Raw genomic sequence first — 13846 nt, 5'->3', positions numbered from 1 at the left:
TAAATTACTTCGTTTCTAAAATGTGTTTGCCAAATAATTGCTCCACCTTCTGTTCATAAGGTGCCAATTCTTCTGACGTTGCTCCTTTATCGCGCAGCTCGTTGAGTAATGAAAGGTATAACGTGACTTTTTCATCGCTTAAGAAGTCAATCTTACGTTCATCAAATGGTACATGTACAACATTAACGCCTGCTTGTTTAAACAGTTCAATCGCATACGTATTATTTTTATAGTCTTTTGCATAATATAAATTTTTAATACCTGATTGAATAATTGATTTCGTACAAGGTAAACAAGGGAAATGCGTTACATATAAATCGGCGCCATTTGTTGGTGTACCATATTTTGCACATTGCAATAATGCATTGGTCTCTGCATGAACTGTTCTTACACAATGATTATCAACCACATAGCATCCTTTATCGATGCAATGGTCATCTCCTGATATCGAACCGTTATAGCCCCCTGCAATAATTCGTTTATCACGCACAATTGTCGCACCTACTGCTAGACGTGTACATGTGCTACGTAGCGCTAATAAATGACTTTGTGCCATAAAAAATTGATCCCATGTAATACGCTCCATATGAATGCCTCCTAATGATGTCCTACTGTCTAGTTTATCCTTTGACTCTTTTTGACGTCAATGGTTTTACAAGAGGTCAGACTATTGTACAGTAACAAGGGGTCTCAAACGTTCAACAGTTTTATCACCAAAACCTGAAACTTTTTTCAAATCATCAATGCTTTGAAAAGGACCATTTTCTGTACGATATTGAATAATTGTTTTTGCTTTTGCAGGCCCAATTCCATTAATCGTTTGCAAGCCTGCTTCGTCTGCCGTATTAATGTTAACGGCGGTTGTTGAAGATTGTGGTTCTGTAGACTGTGATGTAATCGCTACAGTAGGTGTTTCTATCTCTTCTCCCCGTTTTGGCACATAAATGACCATTTCATCTTGTACATGTGCCGCATGATTAATCGTTTTAGAATCCGCATTGTTTTTATAGCCACCTGCAGCTATTATCGCGTCGTATACGCGGTCTTCTGCATTTACAGTATAAACGCCTGGATTTTTGACAGCGCCCTTAACATCGACGGCTATTGTTGTTTGAATAGATGTCTGAGTAGTAGATTCTGATGTTTTAGATAAAACTTGTTCGTTAGAAGTAGTTGAGAGTTGTTCGATAGGTTCTAAAGGGGTTGTGTGTTCCGTAGATGATTGTTTGAAGAAATAGAAGAGGATGGCAACTAAAACAACGCTGCCAATTAAAAAATATTTTTTATTTTGAATAAAAAAAGGAATTAGCTTCACACCTTTCTTTCGGCATTCATAGAAGCTAATTCCAATATACAATATTTTCTAATTTTTACAAGTTTATTTTACACAATGAAAGAAAATTCTTTCTGAATCAATAGCCGGTGCTTCATCAGTAAAATCTGCTGTCACCGTTATATTCGTAAAACCAGCTTGTTGTAACATTGTCATGTACGTTTCAATCGCATACGTACGTTGATAATGTTGTTCCTCGAAACGTTCATACGTTCCATCAGCTGTCACAACATAAAATAACATATCATGCTTAACAGAATGAGCCGCTTCACCTGGCTCAGTATCCCATAAATACGTAATGTCTCCATCATCGTATGTGAATGGGCTATCCATGAAAATTTCATCCATTTTATAAAGTGAATGGACATCAAAGAACAAGTGACCACCTGTTTTTAATGCTTCATATACATGTGTAAATGTTTGTTCTACCGCTCGTTGTTCTGGCACATAGTTTAATGAATCAATTGGAATTGTCACGACATCCAAGTCATTAAATCCATCTAATTCATCCATCGATTGGCATACGAAGAAAACATTCACATTTTCCTCATAGCAGCGTTCACTTGCAATCATCAACATTTCCTCTGATAAATCCAAGCCACTTACATTGTATCCTGCTTTGGCAAATTCAACAGCCATTACGCCTGTACCACAACCAATATCTAGTAAATTTTGATTGTTTGCAGCCGGTGCATGCTCTTTAACCCATTCCACATATGTTGCATACGGAATATCTGTCATTAACGCATCATACACTTCTGCAAAACGACCATAGCTATTACTCATTTGAATCAGTTGCGACGAATGTTTCTGGTGCATCGCCCCATAAACGTTCTAAGTTGTAGTAGCTACGTTCATCTTTGTGGAAAATATGCGCAACAACATCGCCTGCATCAACTAATACCCAGCGACCTGCGTCAAAACCTTCCATACGTTTAACTTCATGCCCTGATTTTTCTGCTTGCTCTTTTACTTCACGAGCGATTGCTTGAACTTGACGTTCAGAACTACCTGTACAGATTAAGAAATAATCTGATAGCAAAGAAATACCTTGCATATTTAATACGACGATATCCTCGGCGCGTTTGTCATCTACTGCTTTAAAAACTGTATCTAAAAGTTTGTGTGTCATTGTTAAATTCCCTTCTTAGTTAGCAATAAATCATTGTAACAATTAAATGAATCTGGAAAAACAGGTTGGTGTTTAGACATCAAAAATTGAATGGAATGACTAAGACATGTAATCATTAAGTCATTTAACTCCATTGATTTTGATGCTTCACGCAACATATCGACGTCTGGAAATTTACGATTTGGTTCAATCATGTCTGCAATATAGATAATCTTTTCTAAATCGCTCATTCCTATTCGACCTGTTGTATGAAAACGAATCGCATTGAGCATATCTTCATCTTCTACACCAAACTCTTGTTTCGCCACATAAGCACCTACTGGTCCATGCCATAATTCATGATGATATACCAATAAAGTTGGATCCATTTTCTGCTCAATAATTGTTTGCTTCATCCATTCGCGGTCTGCATATTTACATGAATCATGTAAAATTGCTGCAATTTCCGCTTTTTTCGGATTTTGTCCGAATTGCTCCGCTAGAGCCATTGCTGTGTCTGTTACGCCAATTGTGTGAATATAACGTTTCTCAGGCATACGGTCTTTCATCGCGGCAAGTAAATTAACGCGTTCCATATAATCCTTCCTCTCGAATATATTGTTCCACTGCTTCTGGCAGTAAATAGCGCACGGTTTTTCCCGTTTGTAGGCGCTCGCGAATAATCGTTGAAGAAAGGTCTATTAGAGGTGCTTCAACGAGCTCCACATCATATGTCGTCTCGCCAAAAAAACCAGGACGTTGTACCCCGACAAAATGCACAATTTTCATAAGCTCATCTATATGATACCATGTGCCAAGTGCATCAATACTATCTCCACCAATGATAAAGTAAAACATTACATCCGCTTCACGTTGCATTAACAATGTCATCGTTTCAAATGTATACGAGACTCCACCGCGCTCGATTTCAAAAGGCTCAAGCTTAAAACGGGGATTGTCCACAATCGCAAGCCTCGTCATTTCGAGGCGTTCTTCTGCAGTCGCATCACCTTGCTTTATTTTATGTGGAGGTACAGCATTTGGCATAAAGCGCACTTCATCAAGTCCAAGCTGGTCGGCGACTTCATTTGCCATTATTAAATGAGCAATATGGGGCGGATTAAATGTACCACCTAATAGACCAATTTTCTTCATAACCATCATCCTTACGCGTGTGGTAATTCGATTTTACGGTTTTCACGTTTTGACGCTTGTTTATATAATACGACTGTTAAGCCGATTAATTGTACTAATTCTGCATCTGTGCCTTCTACTAATTCTGCTGCAACAACTTTTTTGTCATCTTCGCAGTTATCTAAAATACGCACTTTTAATAATTCGCGTGCATTTAATGCTTGGCGAATTTGTTCGCATTGTGCTTCATTGACGCCGCCTTTACCTACTTGGAAAATCGGGTCTAAATGGTGCGCTTCCGCACGTAAAAATCGTTTTTGTTTACCTGTTAACATCTATTTGTTTCCTCCTAAATTTGCGAGCAGAACGTCCTCTACGACGGCTGCTTTGGGATACACGTCAGTCCAGTAACTATAGGCAAGTGCTCCTTGATGGATAAACATGCCTAATCCTGTCACGACCGTGGCTCCCTTTTCTTTTGATTGTGCTAAAAATGGGGTCATTAATGGATTATACACAATATCCGCGACAATTGCAGTCTTAGATAAATTTTCGAGTGATAATGGCAGCGCAAATTCGCTATGATTAAGTCCTGCAGAAGTCGTTTGTACGATAATATCGAATTCACCAAGTTGTGTTGCCGCTTCATCTAATGACAATGCTTCTGCATTTGTGTCAAGTTCATTACAAATTGCTTGTGCCTTCGATACAGTACGATTAGCAATTGCAATATTTGTATAACCCTCCTGTACGAGTGCAAAACAAATTCCTCGTGAAGCCCCACCTGCACCAATGATTAATAGACGTTTGTTCTTATGCTGTGTACCTACCGCATCTTCTAACGATTTCACAAAGCCAAGTCCATCGGTATTATATCCTTTATACTGACCATTTTCGAGACGAACGACTGTATTAACAGCCCCCATCTTCTTAGCTAATGGATCTAGTTCATCTAAGAGTGGAAGAATCGTTTCCTTATGTGGAATCGTAATATTAAAACCACTAATGCCTAAAACTTTCATCCCTGTAAATGCCTGCTCTAAATTTTCCGGTAGTACATGTAGCGGTAAATACGCCGCATCACGTTCTTCCACTGTCATCCACGTATTATGCATAAGTGGTGACAGTGAATGTTCTATCGGATTCCCAATGACTGCATACCATTTTTTCACATTAATTCCCCCTAAATAAGTGACGGACGAACCATTACTTCTACGCCAGCTGGTGCATGTGCTGCAATGACAACATCTGGATTTTGAATTGTAATCCAACCAAGACCAGAAAATACGATATCTGTTTTTCCTTCTTTGATTGAAAATTCATGACGCACTAGTTCTGGTAATTGCTCGATAAACTCTTTCGTTGGTGGCGCAAGAAGCTCCCCTTTATGTGTTGCATAAAGTTCATCTGCATTTTCTAACTTCGTACGGTGAATGTTTAAGTCATTCGCAATGTGCACAGTAAAGTTTGAACGCATTCCTTGAATAAAATCAAAACGTGCTAACGCGCCAATAAATAACGTTTGTTCTGCATTTAATTGGAATGTTTTCGGTTTAATTTCTTTCTTCGGCATAATATATTTTAACTCTGACGGATCAATATAGTGTGCCATTTGGTGATGATTAATAATCCCAGGTGTATCAAAGATTGCTTTTTTATCATCTAATGGGATTTCAATCATATCAAGTGTTGTACCTGGGAAGTATGATGTTGTAATAATATCTCCTTGTCCAGTTGCTTGTTTGATAATACGGTTAATGAATGTTGATTTTCCTACATTCGTACAGCCAACTACATAGACATCTTCACCGCGACGATATTCTTCAATTTTTGTCATTGCTTCTTCAATGCCTGTCCCTTTGTGAGCAGATACGAGTAAGACATCAATTGGTTTTAAACCAAGTTGTTTTGCTTCTTGACGAAGCCAGTTAACAACTTTTTTAGGATTAATTGATTTTGGTAATAAATCGACTTTATTCGCGATTAAGAGTACCGGATTATTCCCTACAAAACGGTGTAAGCCTGGCAACCAACTTCCGTTAAAGTCGAAGATATCTACAATTTTCACAATCAATCCTTTTTGTGTACCAAGGCCATTTAAAATACGTAAGAAGTCATCATCTGTTAATGCGACTGGTTGTAATTCATTATAATTTTTTAAACGGAAGCATCGTTTGCAAATAATTTCTTCTTTTTCTAAAGCAGATGCTGGTGCAAAACCAGGTGCTTTTGAATCTTCCGTTTGGATTTGCGTGCCGCAACCAATGCAGTGTGGCATTTCGTTCATAATTTATTTTTCCCTCCAAGTTTCAATACCTTTTTTGCGTAAATAATTAAATACGCGACGTTCAAGGCGACGGTTTAATTTTGTAACAAGGCCGTCTGATTGAGCGACAGGTTTCACTAAAATTGTATGCAGATGAAGTGCATTCGCACCAAGCATATCCGTCATCATCTGGTCTCCTAGCATCAACACTTGGTGTGATGGTAGATTCATCAATTGTAAACCACGCTGAAAAGCATTTGTTAATGGTTTTCTAGCTTGGAAAATGTACGGTAAATCAAGTGGTGCTGCAAAATGCTTCACACGTGCCTCTTTATTGTTTGACACAATGACCACTTGAATGCCTGAATCACGAATAAGCTTTAGCCAAGCCATTAATTCTGGCGTGGCATCTGCGCGGTCCCATTCTACTAATGTATTATCAAGGTCTGTAATAATCCCTCTAATTCCTAAAGCATGTAATTTCTCAGGTGTCACGTCATAGACAGAATCAACAAACTCTCTTGGCATAAAACGTTTATACAAAACTATTTCCCTCATTTTTCGATTATTCATTGTGCAACAAGTTACTTAAACGATTATAACACATCCGCAAACGCTTCACCCACTCGGATTGATGCGTTCTTTTGAACATTATTTAAGAATGTTACACAATCTTTTTCAAATAGCATAATCACTGTCGAACCAAATTCAAAATAACCAACTTCTTCGCCCTTTGTCCATTGCTCTGTCGTATTTGTCAGTTTAATTGAATTAACAAACATTGCACCCACTTTAATAAATGCAGCGTTTCCACATGTCGCGCTTAATTCCGTAACAAGTCGATAATTATACGATAGCGGTTGCTTTCCATATGTTAAACCTAATTGATTCACTGGATAAGAATGATTACCAAGCACATACTGACGAAGTACGGTCGCATCTAACGGACTATGTATACGATGATAATCTGCTGGACTTAAATAAAAGACAATAAATTGCCCCTCTTCATAGCGTTTCGCATGTTCTTCTTTCCCTAATAAATCTTGAAGAGAATAATTTTTTCCTTTCACCCTAAATTTTTGCTGTACTGTAATATTTCCAAAAGATTCGATTTTTGCATCTACTGGGCTAACAATTTCATTTGAGGCAATTGGGCGTGCTTCTGTCATTAATTTTCTTGTGAAAAATGTTTGTAAAGTTGGAAATTCATCTAATTCTTTTGAAACTTCTGTTGTATCAATTCTGTAGAATTGTTTATATGATGGAATGAAACTTTTGCTAATACGGCTCGTCATTATATGTTGAAGCATTTTTGATGTTATTTTGTTATTTGTTAGTTCGATCATAGTGCGGTATACTTTTTCTTTAAGCATCTAGTTTAAACTCCCTTGTTATCTGTTTGGTTTCTTAACTAACAGTATAATAAAGCTATAAGAAAATAAAGGAGCATAATTTATGTTTTTACTCCAAAGAGTCGATGAGACTATAAAAAAAGTAAAGTCACAACTAGCGAATATTGTTACTTTATGTAATATTTCATTCGGTGGTGCCTCGATTATGGCAACGTTTAACGAAGCCTATAGTCATGCCGTCCTTTATATTTTCATTGCAGCGCTGTTGGACCGCTACGATGGGAAAATCGCTCGAAAATTCAACCAAGAATCTGAACTTGGTAAACAACTTGACTCAATGAGTGATATTATCTCATTCGGTGTCGCTCCGGCCTTATTATTATATTCATATGTATTATTCCAACTAGGTCCTGTAGGTATGATTGCAGCCGTATTATATATTGTATGCGGCGCATTTCGTCTTGCGCGCTTCAATGTCACTGAAGCAAATGGTTGTTTCACGGGATTACCTATTACTGCAGCAGGTGTTATTTTAACCGCTTCATTCTTGATTGCACCATTTATCAATCCAGGAGTTTACTTGGTTATTTTCCTTGTACTATCTTATACAATGGTTGCAAATTTTCAGCTAAAAAAAATATAGTGGACAAAATGTAAGCACGATGGATAAATCCATCGTGCTTTTTTACATAAAAAAAAGAATCGCACAATCGCGATTCTTTCCTTTTTAAATTACATTTTTTCTATTGCTTTTAATACAACTTGTGTTGAATGTTTTGCAGCAATCGTTAAAAATTCATCAAAGCTAATATCTGATTGTTTCCCTGCAATATCTGACAATGCACGAATAACAACAAATGGTGTTGCGAATTGATAGCATACTTGCGCAACTGCTGCCGCTTCCATTTCAACAGCTTTCATTGTTGGGAAGTAGTTACGTACTGTTTCAACGCGTACAGGGTCATTCATAAATGAATCCCCTGTTGTAATTAATCCTGTGGCTGATTGATGTTCTCCAACTTCTGCTACGGCCTGCTCTGCAACTTCCATTAAACGAGCATCTGCTTTAAAGCCTACAGGCATTTGTGGTACTTGACCCATTTCATAGCCAAAAATAGTTGCATCTACATCATGATGACGTACTTCATCCGAAATGACGATAGCACCCACATCAAGATTTGCATCATAGCCGCCTGCTGATCCTGTATTGATGACCACATCTGGTTGATATTTTTCAAGTAAAATCGTTGTCGACATTGCCGCATTCACTTTGCCAATACCTGATTTTAATAAAATAACATCTTTATCTTTATAGGTGCCTTGTGTATATTCGCTATTTGCGATTGTTTCTGTTGTTGTGTTTTCTAACGTTGCGCGTAAAAGTTCTACTTCCTCTTCCATTGCGCCGATTACTGCGATTTTCATAATAAGTGGTTCCACCTTTCAAATTCTATCTTCTATACGATATACAAAAAATCCTGTAGTCGTCAAGAACTACAGGATTTTTTATGTTTTAATATGTGCCATCCAATGTTTTTAAGACATCGATTTGTTCAGCTTTCCATCCTTTATCTGCAATCCACTGTACCGTCACACGATATTTTTTCAAACCGTCTTCAGAAGTGACAATTCCGATTGTACGATTATTTGCGCCACCATTTTTCACACGAATAATTTTCATCGTTTCTTCTGGAATATTTGTTACAGTTGCAAATGTTTTCACTTTTTCTTGCCAGTCAAGCGATGTCCCATCATAAGCAGAAATGTGGCCTTCACCAATATTTTCTGTTTGCTCAGTTTTCGTTACTTTCCAAGCTGAATCTACAATCGTCATTTCTACATTACTGTCGCTTGATTCGCTTTGAGTTACAGTAGAACGTTCTGTAATATCTTTTTTCAAATCTTCTTCACGTTGCTTGGCTTTTTCTTCTTTCGCTTGCTCTTTGGCTTTTTGTGCATTTGTAGCACTTGAATCTGTCGCTTTTTGTTCATTTTTTGGTTCATCAACTGCTTTTTGATTAGAACCATCATATGTAAGAACAAAATAGCCAACGATTACAATTAAAATACTAACAACAGCAATCGCGATATTTAATAATTTATCGGATTTTTTATTTGGTTCCGGCGTTGGGTTATATCGTCGACGTCTTTGTTGTGGTGGTTGTTGATTCAATATCATCACCTCATAAACACATCATAGCATATTTTATATAAATCGTGCGCTCTACATATATTACAATAACGCTACATTTTGCTAACAAAACAAAAAGCGACAGGAATTTTCCTGCCGCTTTTTATTTTAGAAGTTAATTATTTTACTTCAATAATTTTAACGTTAAATTCGCCACCAGGAGTAACGATTTTTACTGTTTCGCCAACTTTATGACCGATTAAGCCTTTTGCGATTGGCGAATCATTTGAAATACGACCTTCAAATGGATCAGCTTCTGCAGAGCCAACGATTTGATATGTCTCTGGTTCATCATCTTCCTCTTGAAATGTAACCGTACGACCAATCGTACATACGTCTGAACCGTCTGCAGTTTCTTCAATAATAACCGCATTACGGATCATTGTTTCAACTAATTTAATACGGCCTTCAACAAAACCTTGTTCGTCTTTCGCTGCATCATACTCAGAGTTCTCTGAAAGGTCACCATAGCCGCGAGCGATTTTAATACGTTCTACAACTTCTGGACGTTTTACGGTAATTAAATCTTCTAATTCTTTTTCTAATTTTGCTTTACCCTCTGCAGTCATTGGGTATTGTTTTTCTGCTGACATGGTAGTCACTCCTTAATTACTGTACAGTATTGAACCATTTCTTAGGAACAGAACATGATTGCTCTTATTGACTAAGCTATCCCCAGTAGTTCGTAAGGTTAAACGAGATTTCTATTCCTCCCATATCGGCAAGTAATAAAAATACTATGTCGCTTACTAAAATGTAGTAAGCGACATAGTTATTAGTTAGTTTGAAGTCGCAAATAGCAAAAGCTACCAGCTAAAAGACAAATTCTCACTATCCATAATATTACACTATGTTGTTAGATTCAAGAATTGTTTTAATTTTTGTAACCATTAAATCAATTGCGACCTTATTTTCGCCGCCTTCAGGAATGATAATATCTGCTGAGCGCTTCGTTGGTTCGATAAATTGATTATGCATTGGACGGACAACGCTTAAATATTGATCAATAACTGAATCCATTGAGCGTCCACGTTCATTAATGTCTCGTAAAATACGACGAATAATACGTAAATCTGCATCTGTATCGACGAATAATTTCATATCCATTAAATCACGTAAATTTTCATCTGCTAACACTAGAATCCCTTCGATAATAATAACGTCTTGTGGTTCAATGTGTACGGTTTCTTTTGAACGTGTGTGTAAAGCATAATCATACACAGGTTTTTCAATTGATTCACGATTTAATAGTTTTTTAATGTCTTGAGCTAATAATGCATTATCAAATGCATCTGGGTGATCATAGTTTGTTTCTAAACGTTGTTCAAATTCTAAATGACTTTGATCTTTATAGTAATAATCTTGTTCAATTACAACGACAGAACGGTCTTTAAACACATCTAAAATAGCATGTGTAACACTCGTCTTACCTGAGCCTGAACCTCCCGCAATACCAATTACAACTGGGCGACTTTTTGTCATCTATCGCATCTCCTTACGCATCATATCATATGAGTTTACTTTGTGTGGGCATTTAAAGCGCACAATTTCTAGTGGGTGACGAGCAGCATCTAATGAGTTGCCTTTTTCGTCAAAAATTTCTTCTACAACAACGCGGAAGTTTTCAATATTTGGTCCGAAAAACTCTACTTCATCACCTGGTTTGAAGTAGTTACGTTGTTGCAGTGTAATCATTTGTGTTTCTTCATCATAGTCTAATACCATACCACAGAAGTCGTATGTAGTTTGTTTGCTATGAGTACCAAACATTTGTTGTTCAAATCCTGGCTCGCCTTCAAAGAATGAAGAATCCGTTTCACGATTTGCACATTTTGCAAGTTCTTCTATCCATTCTTTTTTGACAACAAAGTTTTCAGGGTCTGCACAGTACGCATCCATTACTTTACGGTAAACCGTAACAACTGTTGCAATATAGTGAATTGATTTCATACGACCTTCTACTTTCATCGAATCAATCCCTAATTCAATGATTTTAGGAATGGATTCAATTAAGTTTAAGTCTTTTGGACTCATTGCAAATGCTTCATCGCCTTGTTCAAATAATGGTTTTTCTTCACCGTCTTCAACAGCATATAAATCATAATCCCAGCGGCATGATTGACAACAGCCACCACGATTTGAATCTCGAGCTGTCATGTGGTTTGAAAGCACGCAGCGTCCTGAATAAGCGATACACATTGCACCATGAACAAATGATTCGATTTCAATATCCACATTTTCTTTCATTAATTTGATTTCTTCTGCTCCTGTTTCACGTGCTAATACAACACGGTTTAGACCTTCATCTTTCCAATATTGTACGGCTTTCCAGTTTGACAATGATTGCTGAGTTGACAAGTGGATTTCAAGTTTTGGCGCCACTTCACGGCATGTTTCAATGATAAGTGGATCCGCTACAATAATGCCTGTTACACCTGTTCCCTCAATAGCCATTAAATAGTCTTCTAGGCCATCCATATTATCATTATGTGCAAAAATATTCGTTGTTACGTAAATTTTTGCCCCATACTTATTTGCAAATTCAACACCTTCGCGCATTTCATCAATTGAAAAGTTACCTGCATTTGAGCGTAAGCCAAATTCTTGGCCTCCGATAAATACAGCATCTGCGCCATAGTGTACAGCAATTTTTAATTTTTCTAAGTTACCCGCAGGTGCTAGTAACTCGGGCTTTTTCGTAATAACGCGTTTACCGTCGATAATCTCGCTAATACGATTATTTATTTCAATTGTTGCCATCGTATTTTGCTCCCTCCTAGTAAACTGTCTCTTTGAAGAAGAAGCCTGTATCCATTGGACGTAATGCTGGTTGAATCGCTTCAATCGCTTCGACTAATTCTTCTTTCATATCGATATAAGTATCTTCGTTTTCGAAATATGCATCAATTGCTTTACGGTATTGTTCTACAACCGTTACAATATAAGCTTCTTCATGAAGGACCCCTTCAATACGGAACACATCAATATTTGCTTCAAATAATTCTTCTAACTCATCAATGATACACATATCTGCTGGTGAGTAGATATGTGTACCATTATAATCTTCATAAATCGGATATTTATTGCCACGTTCTTTATCGTATAAAAACATATTACGTGCTTCTTTACGATTTTCTACTTCCATAGCTTTACCTTGGTATAAAAAATAATTACCTAATAAAGGACGTTTAGACTGGAACATACAAGTCATTCCATGTACTTGTACTTCAATTTCCACATCTGCATTTTCTTTAATTTCAATAATTTCTTCTACACCTAGCTCGCGTGCAAGATACGCACGTGTAGCGCCTCGTTTGCCCCAATAATTAGCTTGAAACCAGTTGGTTGCAATCGTCTCAGCATCCCAGTGTAAAGGCGTTTTAGAGTCTAACTCGCGCTTTGTCATAACAACTGCGGGATCACCAAAATAAATGGCATCTACACCAATTTCATCAATAGCTTTCATATAAGGTGCAAGCAGTGGCACACGATCGTTATGAAAAATCGCATTCATTGCGACATATACTTTCTTGCCTGCCGCATGGACTAATGTAGTAATTGTTTTTACATCTTCCAATGTAAATTCGCCTGCTAAACGTAAACCAAATTTTTCTTCACCAATTAAAAAGGCATCTGCTCCTGCTTCAAGTAATGCTTCTACATGTGAAACGGATTTTGGTGTTACGAGTAATTCAGGTTTGTTCATCGATAGGTCACCTCTTACTTTTTAATACAAACTAATAACCCATCACCTATTGGGAAAAATGTTGATTGGTAATCGTCGTTTTGAATGACCCAATCAGCAAAGTGGTGTAGGTTACGAATCATTGTTCTTTTTCTTCTAGGTACATCTTTCATGTCTAAATCCGACAAACCATGCATATACATGTTGTCGATATATAAAATACCACCTTGTTTTACAAGTGGGCTATATTTATCAAAGAATTTTTGATATTGCCCTTTTGCCGCATCGATAAAGACGGCGTCAAAGGCTTCATGATTTGATGCGATATCTACTTCTAATGCGTCTCCTTCAATGAGCTCAATGCGCTCCGCTTCCTCTGAACGTGCTATAAAACCTTTCGCATTCGCAATACGTGTCTCGTCACGTTCAATTGTAACAATTTTACACTGTTTTACTGCTCTTGCCATACGAATAGCAGAATAGCCAATTGCACTACCTACTTCTAAAATTCGTTTAGGCTGTTGAATGCGTAACATTTGTAGCAATGTTTCAATGGCCGGTAATTGCATAATTGGCACATAATTATCTTCTGCGAACTGTTCCATTTCTAGCAATAAATCACTTCGCTCAGAAATGAAGGAGTTCGTGTATGCATCTGAAATGTTCACGTCTAACGCTCTCCTTACATCTATACAAAATACACTTTATCCTATCATAAATGCCTCTAAAAAGCGAGAGTACAACAATTGTGTCACGACTTCGTAAAAAAAGAGC

General features: G+C 37.3%; 19 protein-coding genes. 1 reads left to right on the top strand and 18 read right to left on the bottom strand.

Translation table 11 applies throughout. From position 1 onward, the window contains the following. Positions 1–4: 4 nt before the first annotated feature. From QI30_RS13485 to QI30_RS13435, 11 genes are all read right to left on the bottom strand, one after another. Positions 5–586 carry a ComE operon protein 2 gene (locus tag QI30_RS13485; protein ID WP_126991141.1) on the bottom strand — a complete coding sequence of 194 codons (582 nt, stop codon included), beginning with the start codon at positions 584–586 and terminating at the stop codon, positions 5–7. A gap of 81 nt (positions 587–667) precedes the next feature. After that, positions 668–1315 carry a helix-hairpin-helix domain-containing protein gene (locus QI30_RS13480; protein ID WP_233600590.1) on the bottom strand — a complete coding sequence of 216 codons (648 nt, stop codon included), beginning with the start codon at positions 1313–1315 and terminating at the stop codon, positions 668–670. A 63-nt stretch (positions 1316–1378) separates the two neighbouring features. After that, positions 1379–2119 carry a class I SAM-dependent DNA methyltransferase gene (locus QI30_RS13475; RefSeq protein ID WP_233600595.1) on the bottom strand — a complete coding sequence of 247 codons (741 nt, stop codon included), beginning with the start codon at positions 2117–2119 and terminating at the stop codon, positions 1379–1381. Next, the gene (gene rsfS, locus QI30_RS13470) at positions 2112–2465 is read right to left on the bottom strand and encodes a ribosome silencing factor (RefSeq protein ID WP_126991139.1); all 354 of its coding nucleotides are present in this window, start codon (positions 2463–2465) and stop codon (positions 2112–2114) included. The genes QI30_RS13475 and rsfS overlap by 8 nt, the downstream gene beginning before the upstream one ends. A 2-nt stretch (positions 2466–2467) precedes the next feature. Then, positions 2468–3040 (bottom strand): bis(5'-nucleosyl)-tetraphosphatase (symmetrical) YqeK, encoded by a 573-nt coding sequence (gene yqeK, locus QI30_RS13465; protein WP_126991138.1) that lies wholly within the window; start codon positions 3038–3040, stop codon positions 2468–2470. Next, on the bottom strand, positions 3027–3599 hold the full coding sequence (locus QI30_RS13460; RefSeq protein WP_126991137.1) for a nicotinate-nucleotide adenylyltransferase: 573 nt from the start codon (positions 3597–3599) through the stop codon (positions 3027–3029). The genes yqeK and QI30_RS13460 overlap by 14 nt, the downstream gene beginning before the upstream one ends. Positions 3600–3610: 11 nt before the next feature. Next, entirely contained in the window at positions 3611–3913 is a 303-nt protein-coding gene (gene yhbY, locus QI30_RS13455) for a ribosome assembly RNA-binding protein YhbY (RefSeq protein WP_126991136.1), read from the bottom strand. Beyond that, positions 3914–4750 (bottom strand): shikimate dehydrogenase, encoded by an 837-nt coding sequence (gene aroE / locus QI30_RS13450; protein WP_126991135.1) that lies wholly within the window; start codon positions 4748–4750, stop codon positions 3914–3916. A gap of 11 nt (positions 4751–4761) precedes the next feature. Then, positions 4762–5865, bottom strand: a complete 1104-nt coding sequence (gene yqeH / locus QI30_RS13445; RefSeq protein ID WP_126991134.1) for a ribosome biogenesis GTPase YqeH — start codon at positions 5863–5865, stop codon at positions 4762–4764. A 3-nt stretch (positions 5866–5868) separates the two neighbouring features. Continuing rightward, complete coding sequence (locus QI30_RS13440) at positions 5869–6387, bottom strand: YqeG family HAD IIIA-type phosphatase (RefSeq protein WP_029499261.1); 519 nt, start codon at positions 6385–6387, stop codon at positions 5869–5871. A gap of 53 nt (positions 6388–6440) precedes the next feature. Beyond that, complete coding sequence (locus QI30_RS13435) at positions 6441–7217, bottom strand: phosphatidylserine decarboxylase (RefSeq protein ID WP_126991133.1); 777 nt, start codon at positions 7215–7217, stop codon at positions 6441–6443. Between the two features lie 82 nt (positions 7218–7299). On the opposite strand from QI30_RS13435, the gene pssA reads away from it, so the two are divergent. Next, positions 7300–7839: a CDP-diacylglycerol--serine O-phosphatidyltransferase gene (gene pssA, locus QI30_RS13430; protein WP_126991132.1), complete on the top strand. Its 540-nt coding sequence runs from the start codon at positions 7300–7302 to the stop codon at positions 7837–7839. A gap of 89 nt (positions 7840–7928) precedes the next feature. Here the strand turns inward: pssA and mtnN are convergent, their stop codons facing one another. The 7 genes from mtnN to QI30_RS13395 form a co-directional block, all read right to left on the bottom strand. Next, positions 7929–8621 carry a 5'-methylthioadenosine/S-adenosylhomocysteine nucleosidase gene (mtnN, locus tag QI30_RS13425; protein ID WP_126991131.1) on the bottom strand — a complete coding sequence of 231 codons (693 nt, stop codon included), beginning with the start codon at positions 8619–8621 and terminating at the stop codon, positions 7929–7931. A gap of 88 nt (positions 8622–8709) precedes the next feature. Continuing rightward, complete coding sequence (locus QI30_RS13420) at positions 8710–9369, bottom strand: DUF1510 family protein (RefSeq protein ID WP_233600589.1); 660 nt, start codon at positions 9367–9369, stop codon at positions 8710–8712. A 137-nt stretch (positions 9370–9506) separates the two neighbouring features. After that, complete coding sequence (gene greA / locus QI30_RS13415; protein ID WP_126991129.1) at positions 9507–9980, bottom strand: transcription elongation factor GreA; 474 nt, start codon at positions 9978–9980, stop codon at positions 9507–9509. Positions 9981–10230: 250 nt separating this feature from the next. After that, positions 10231–10869, bottom strand: coding sequence for a uridine kinase (udk, locus tag QI30_RS13410; RefSeq protein ID WP_126991128.1), 639 nt, complete (start codon positions 10867–10869; stop codon positions 10231–10233). Next, positions 10870–12147: a peptidase U32 family protein gene (locus tag QI30_RS13405; protein WP_126991127.1), complete on the bottom strand. Its 1278-nt coding sequence runs from the start codon at positions 12145–12147 to the stop codon at positions 10870–10872. A gap of 16 nt (positions 12148–12163) precedes the next feature. Next, positions 12164–13093, bottom strand: a complete 930-nt coding sequence (locus QI30_RS13400; RefSeq protein WP_126991126.1) for a peptidase U32 family protein — start codon at positions 13091–13093, stop codon at positions 12164–12166. Positions 13094–13107: 14 nt separating this feature from the next. Then, complete coding sequence (locus tag QI30_RS13395) at positions 13108–13740, bottom strand: O-methyltransferase (protein WP_126991125.1); 633 nt, start codon at positions 13738–13740, stop codon at positions 13108–13110. Positions 13741–13846 lie beyond the last annotated feature (106 nt).

It is taken from the genome of Candidatus Kurthia intestinigallinarum (assembly GCF_003991225.1).
GTDB lineage: Bacteria > Bacillota > Bacilli > Bacillales_A > Planococcaceae > Kurthia > Kurthia populi.
The sequence above is the reverse complement of the archived record's forward strand: the minus strand, read 5'-3'. Positions and strand labels throughout refer to the sequence as shown.

Bases quoted from the DNA above. Each gene is read 5' to 3' on its own strand.
- QI30_RS13485 (WP_126991141.1), bottom strand. From the start codon at position 586: ATGGAGCGTATTACATGGGATCAATTTTTTATGGCACAAAGTCATTTA.
- QI30_RS13475 (WP_233600595.1), bottom strand. From the start codon at position 2,119: ATGAGTAATAGCTATGGTCGTTTTGCAGAAGTGTATGATGCGTTAATG.
- rsfS (WP_126991139.1), bottom strand. From the start codon at position 2,465: ATGACACACAAACTTTTAGATACAGTTTTTAAAGCAGTAGATGACAAA.
- yqeK (WP_126991138.1), bottom strand. From the start codon at position 3,040: ATGGAACGCGTTAATTTACTTGCCGCGATGAAAGACCGTATGCCTGAG.
- QI30_RS13460 (WP_126991137.1), bottom strand. From the start codon at position 3,599: ATGAAGAAAATTGGTCTATTAGGTGGTACATTTAATCCGCCCCATATT.
- yhbY (WP_126991136.1), bottom strand. From the start codon at position 3,913: ATGTTAACAGGTAAACAAAAACGATTTTTACGTGCGGAAGCGCACCAT.
- yqeH (WP_126991134.1), bottom strand. From the start codon at position 5,865: ATGAACGAAATGCCACACTGCATTGGTTGCGGCACGCAAATCCAAACG.
- QI30_RS13435 (WP_126991133.1), bottom strand. From the start codon at position 7,217: ATGCTTAAAGAAAAAGTATACCGCACTATGATCGAACTAACAAATAAC.
- pssA (WP_126991132.1), top strand. From the start codon at position 7,300: ATGTTTTTACTCCAAAGAGTCGATGAGACTATAAAAAAAGTAAAGTCA.
- mtnN (WP_126991131.1), bottom strand. From the start codon at position 8,621: ATGAAAATCGCAGTAATCGGCGCAATGGAAGAGGAAGTAGAACTTTTA.
- greA (WP_126991129.1), bottom strand. From the start codon at position 9,980: ATGTCAGCAGAAAAACAATACCCAATGACTGCAGAGGGTAAAGCAAAA.
- udk (WP_126991128.1), bottom strand. From the start codon at position 10,869: ATGACAAAAAGTCGCCCAGTTGTAATTGGTATTGCGGGAGGTTCAGGC.
- QI30_RS13405 (WP_126991127.1), bottom strand. From the start codon at position 12,147: ATGGCAACAATTGAAATAAATAATCGTATTAGCGAGATTATCGACGGT.
- QI30_RS13400 (WP_126991126.1), bottom strand. From the start codon at position 13,093: ATGAACAAACCTGAATTACTCGTAACACCAAAATCCGTTTCACATGTA.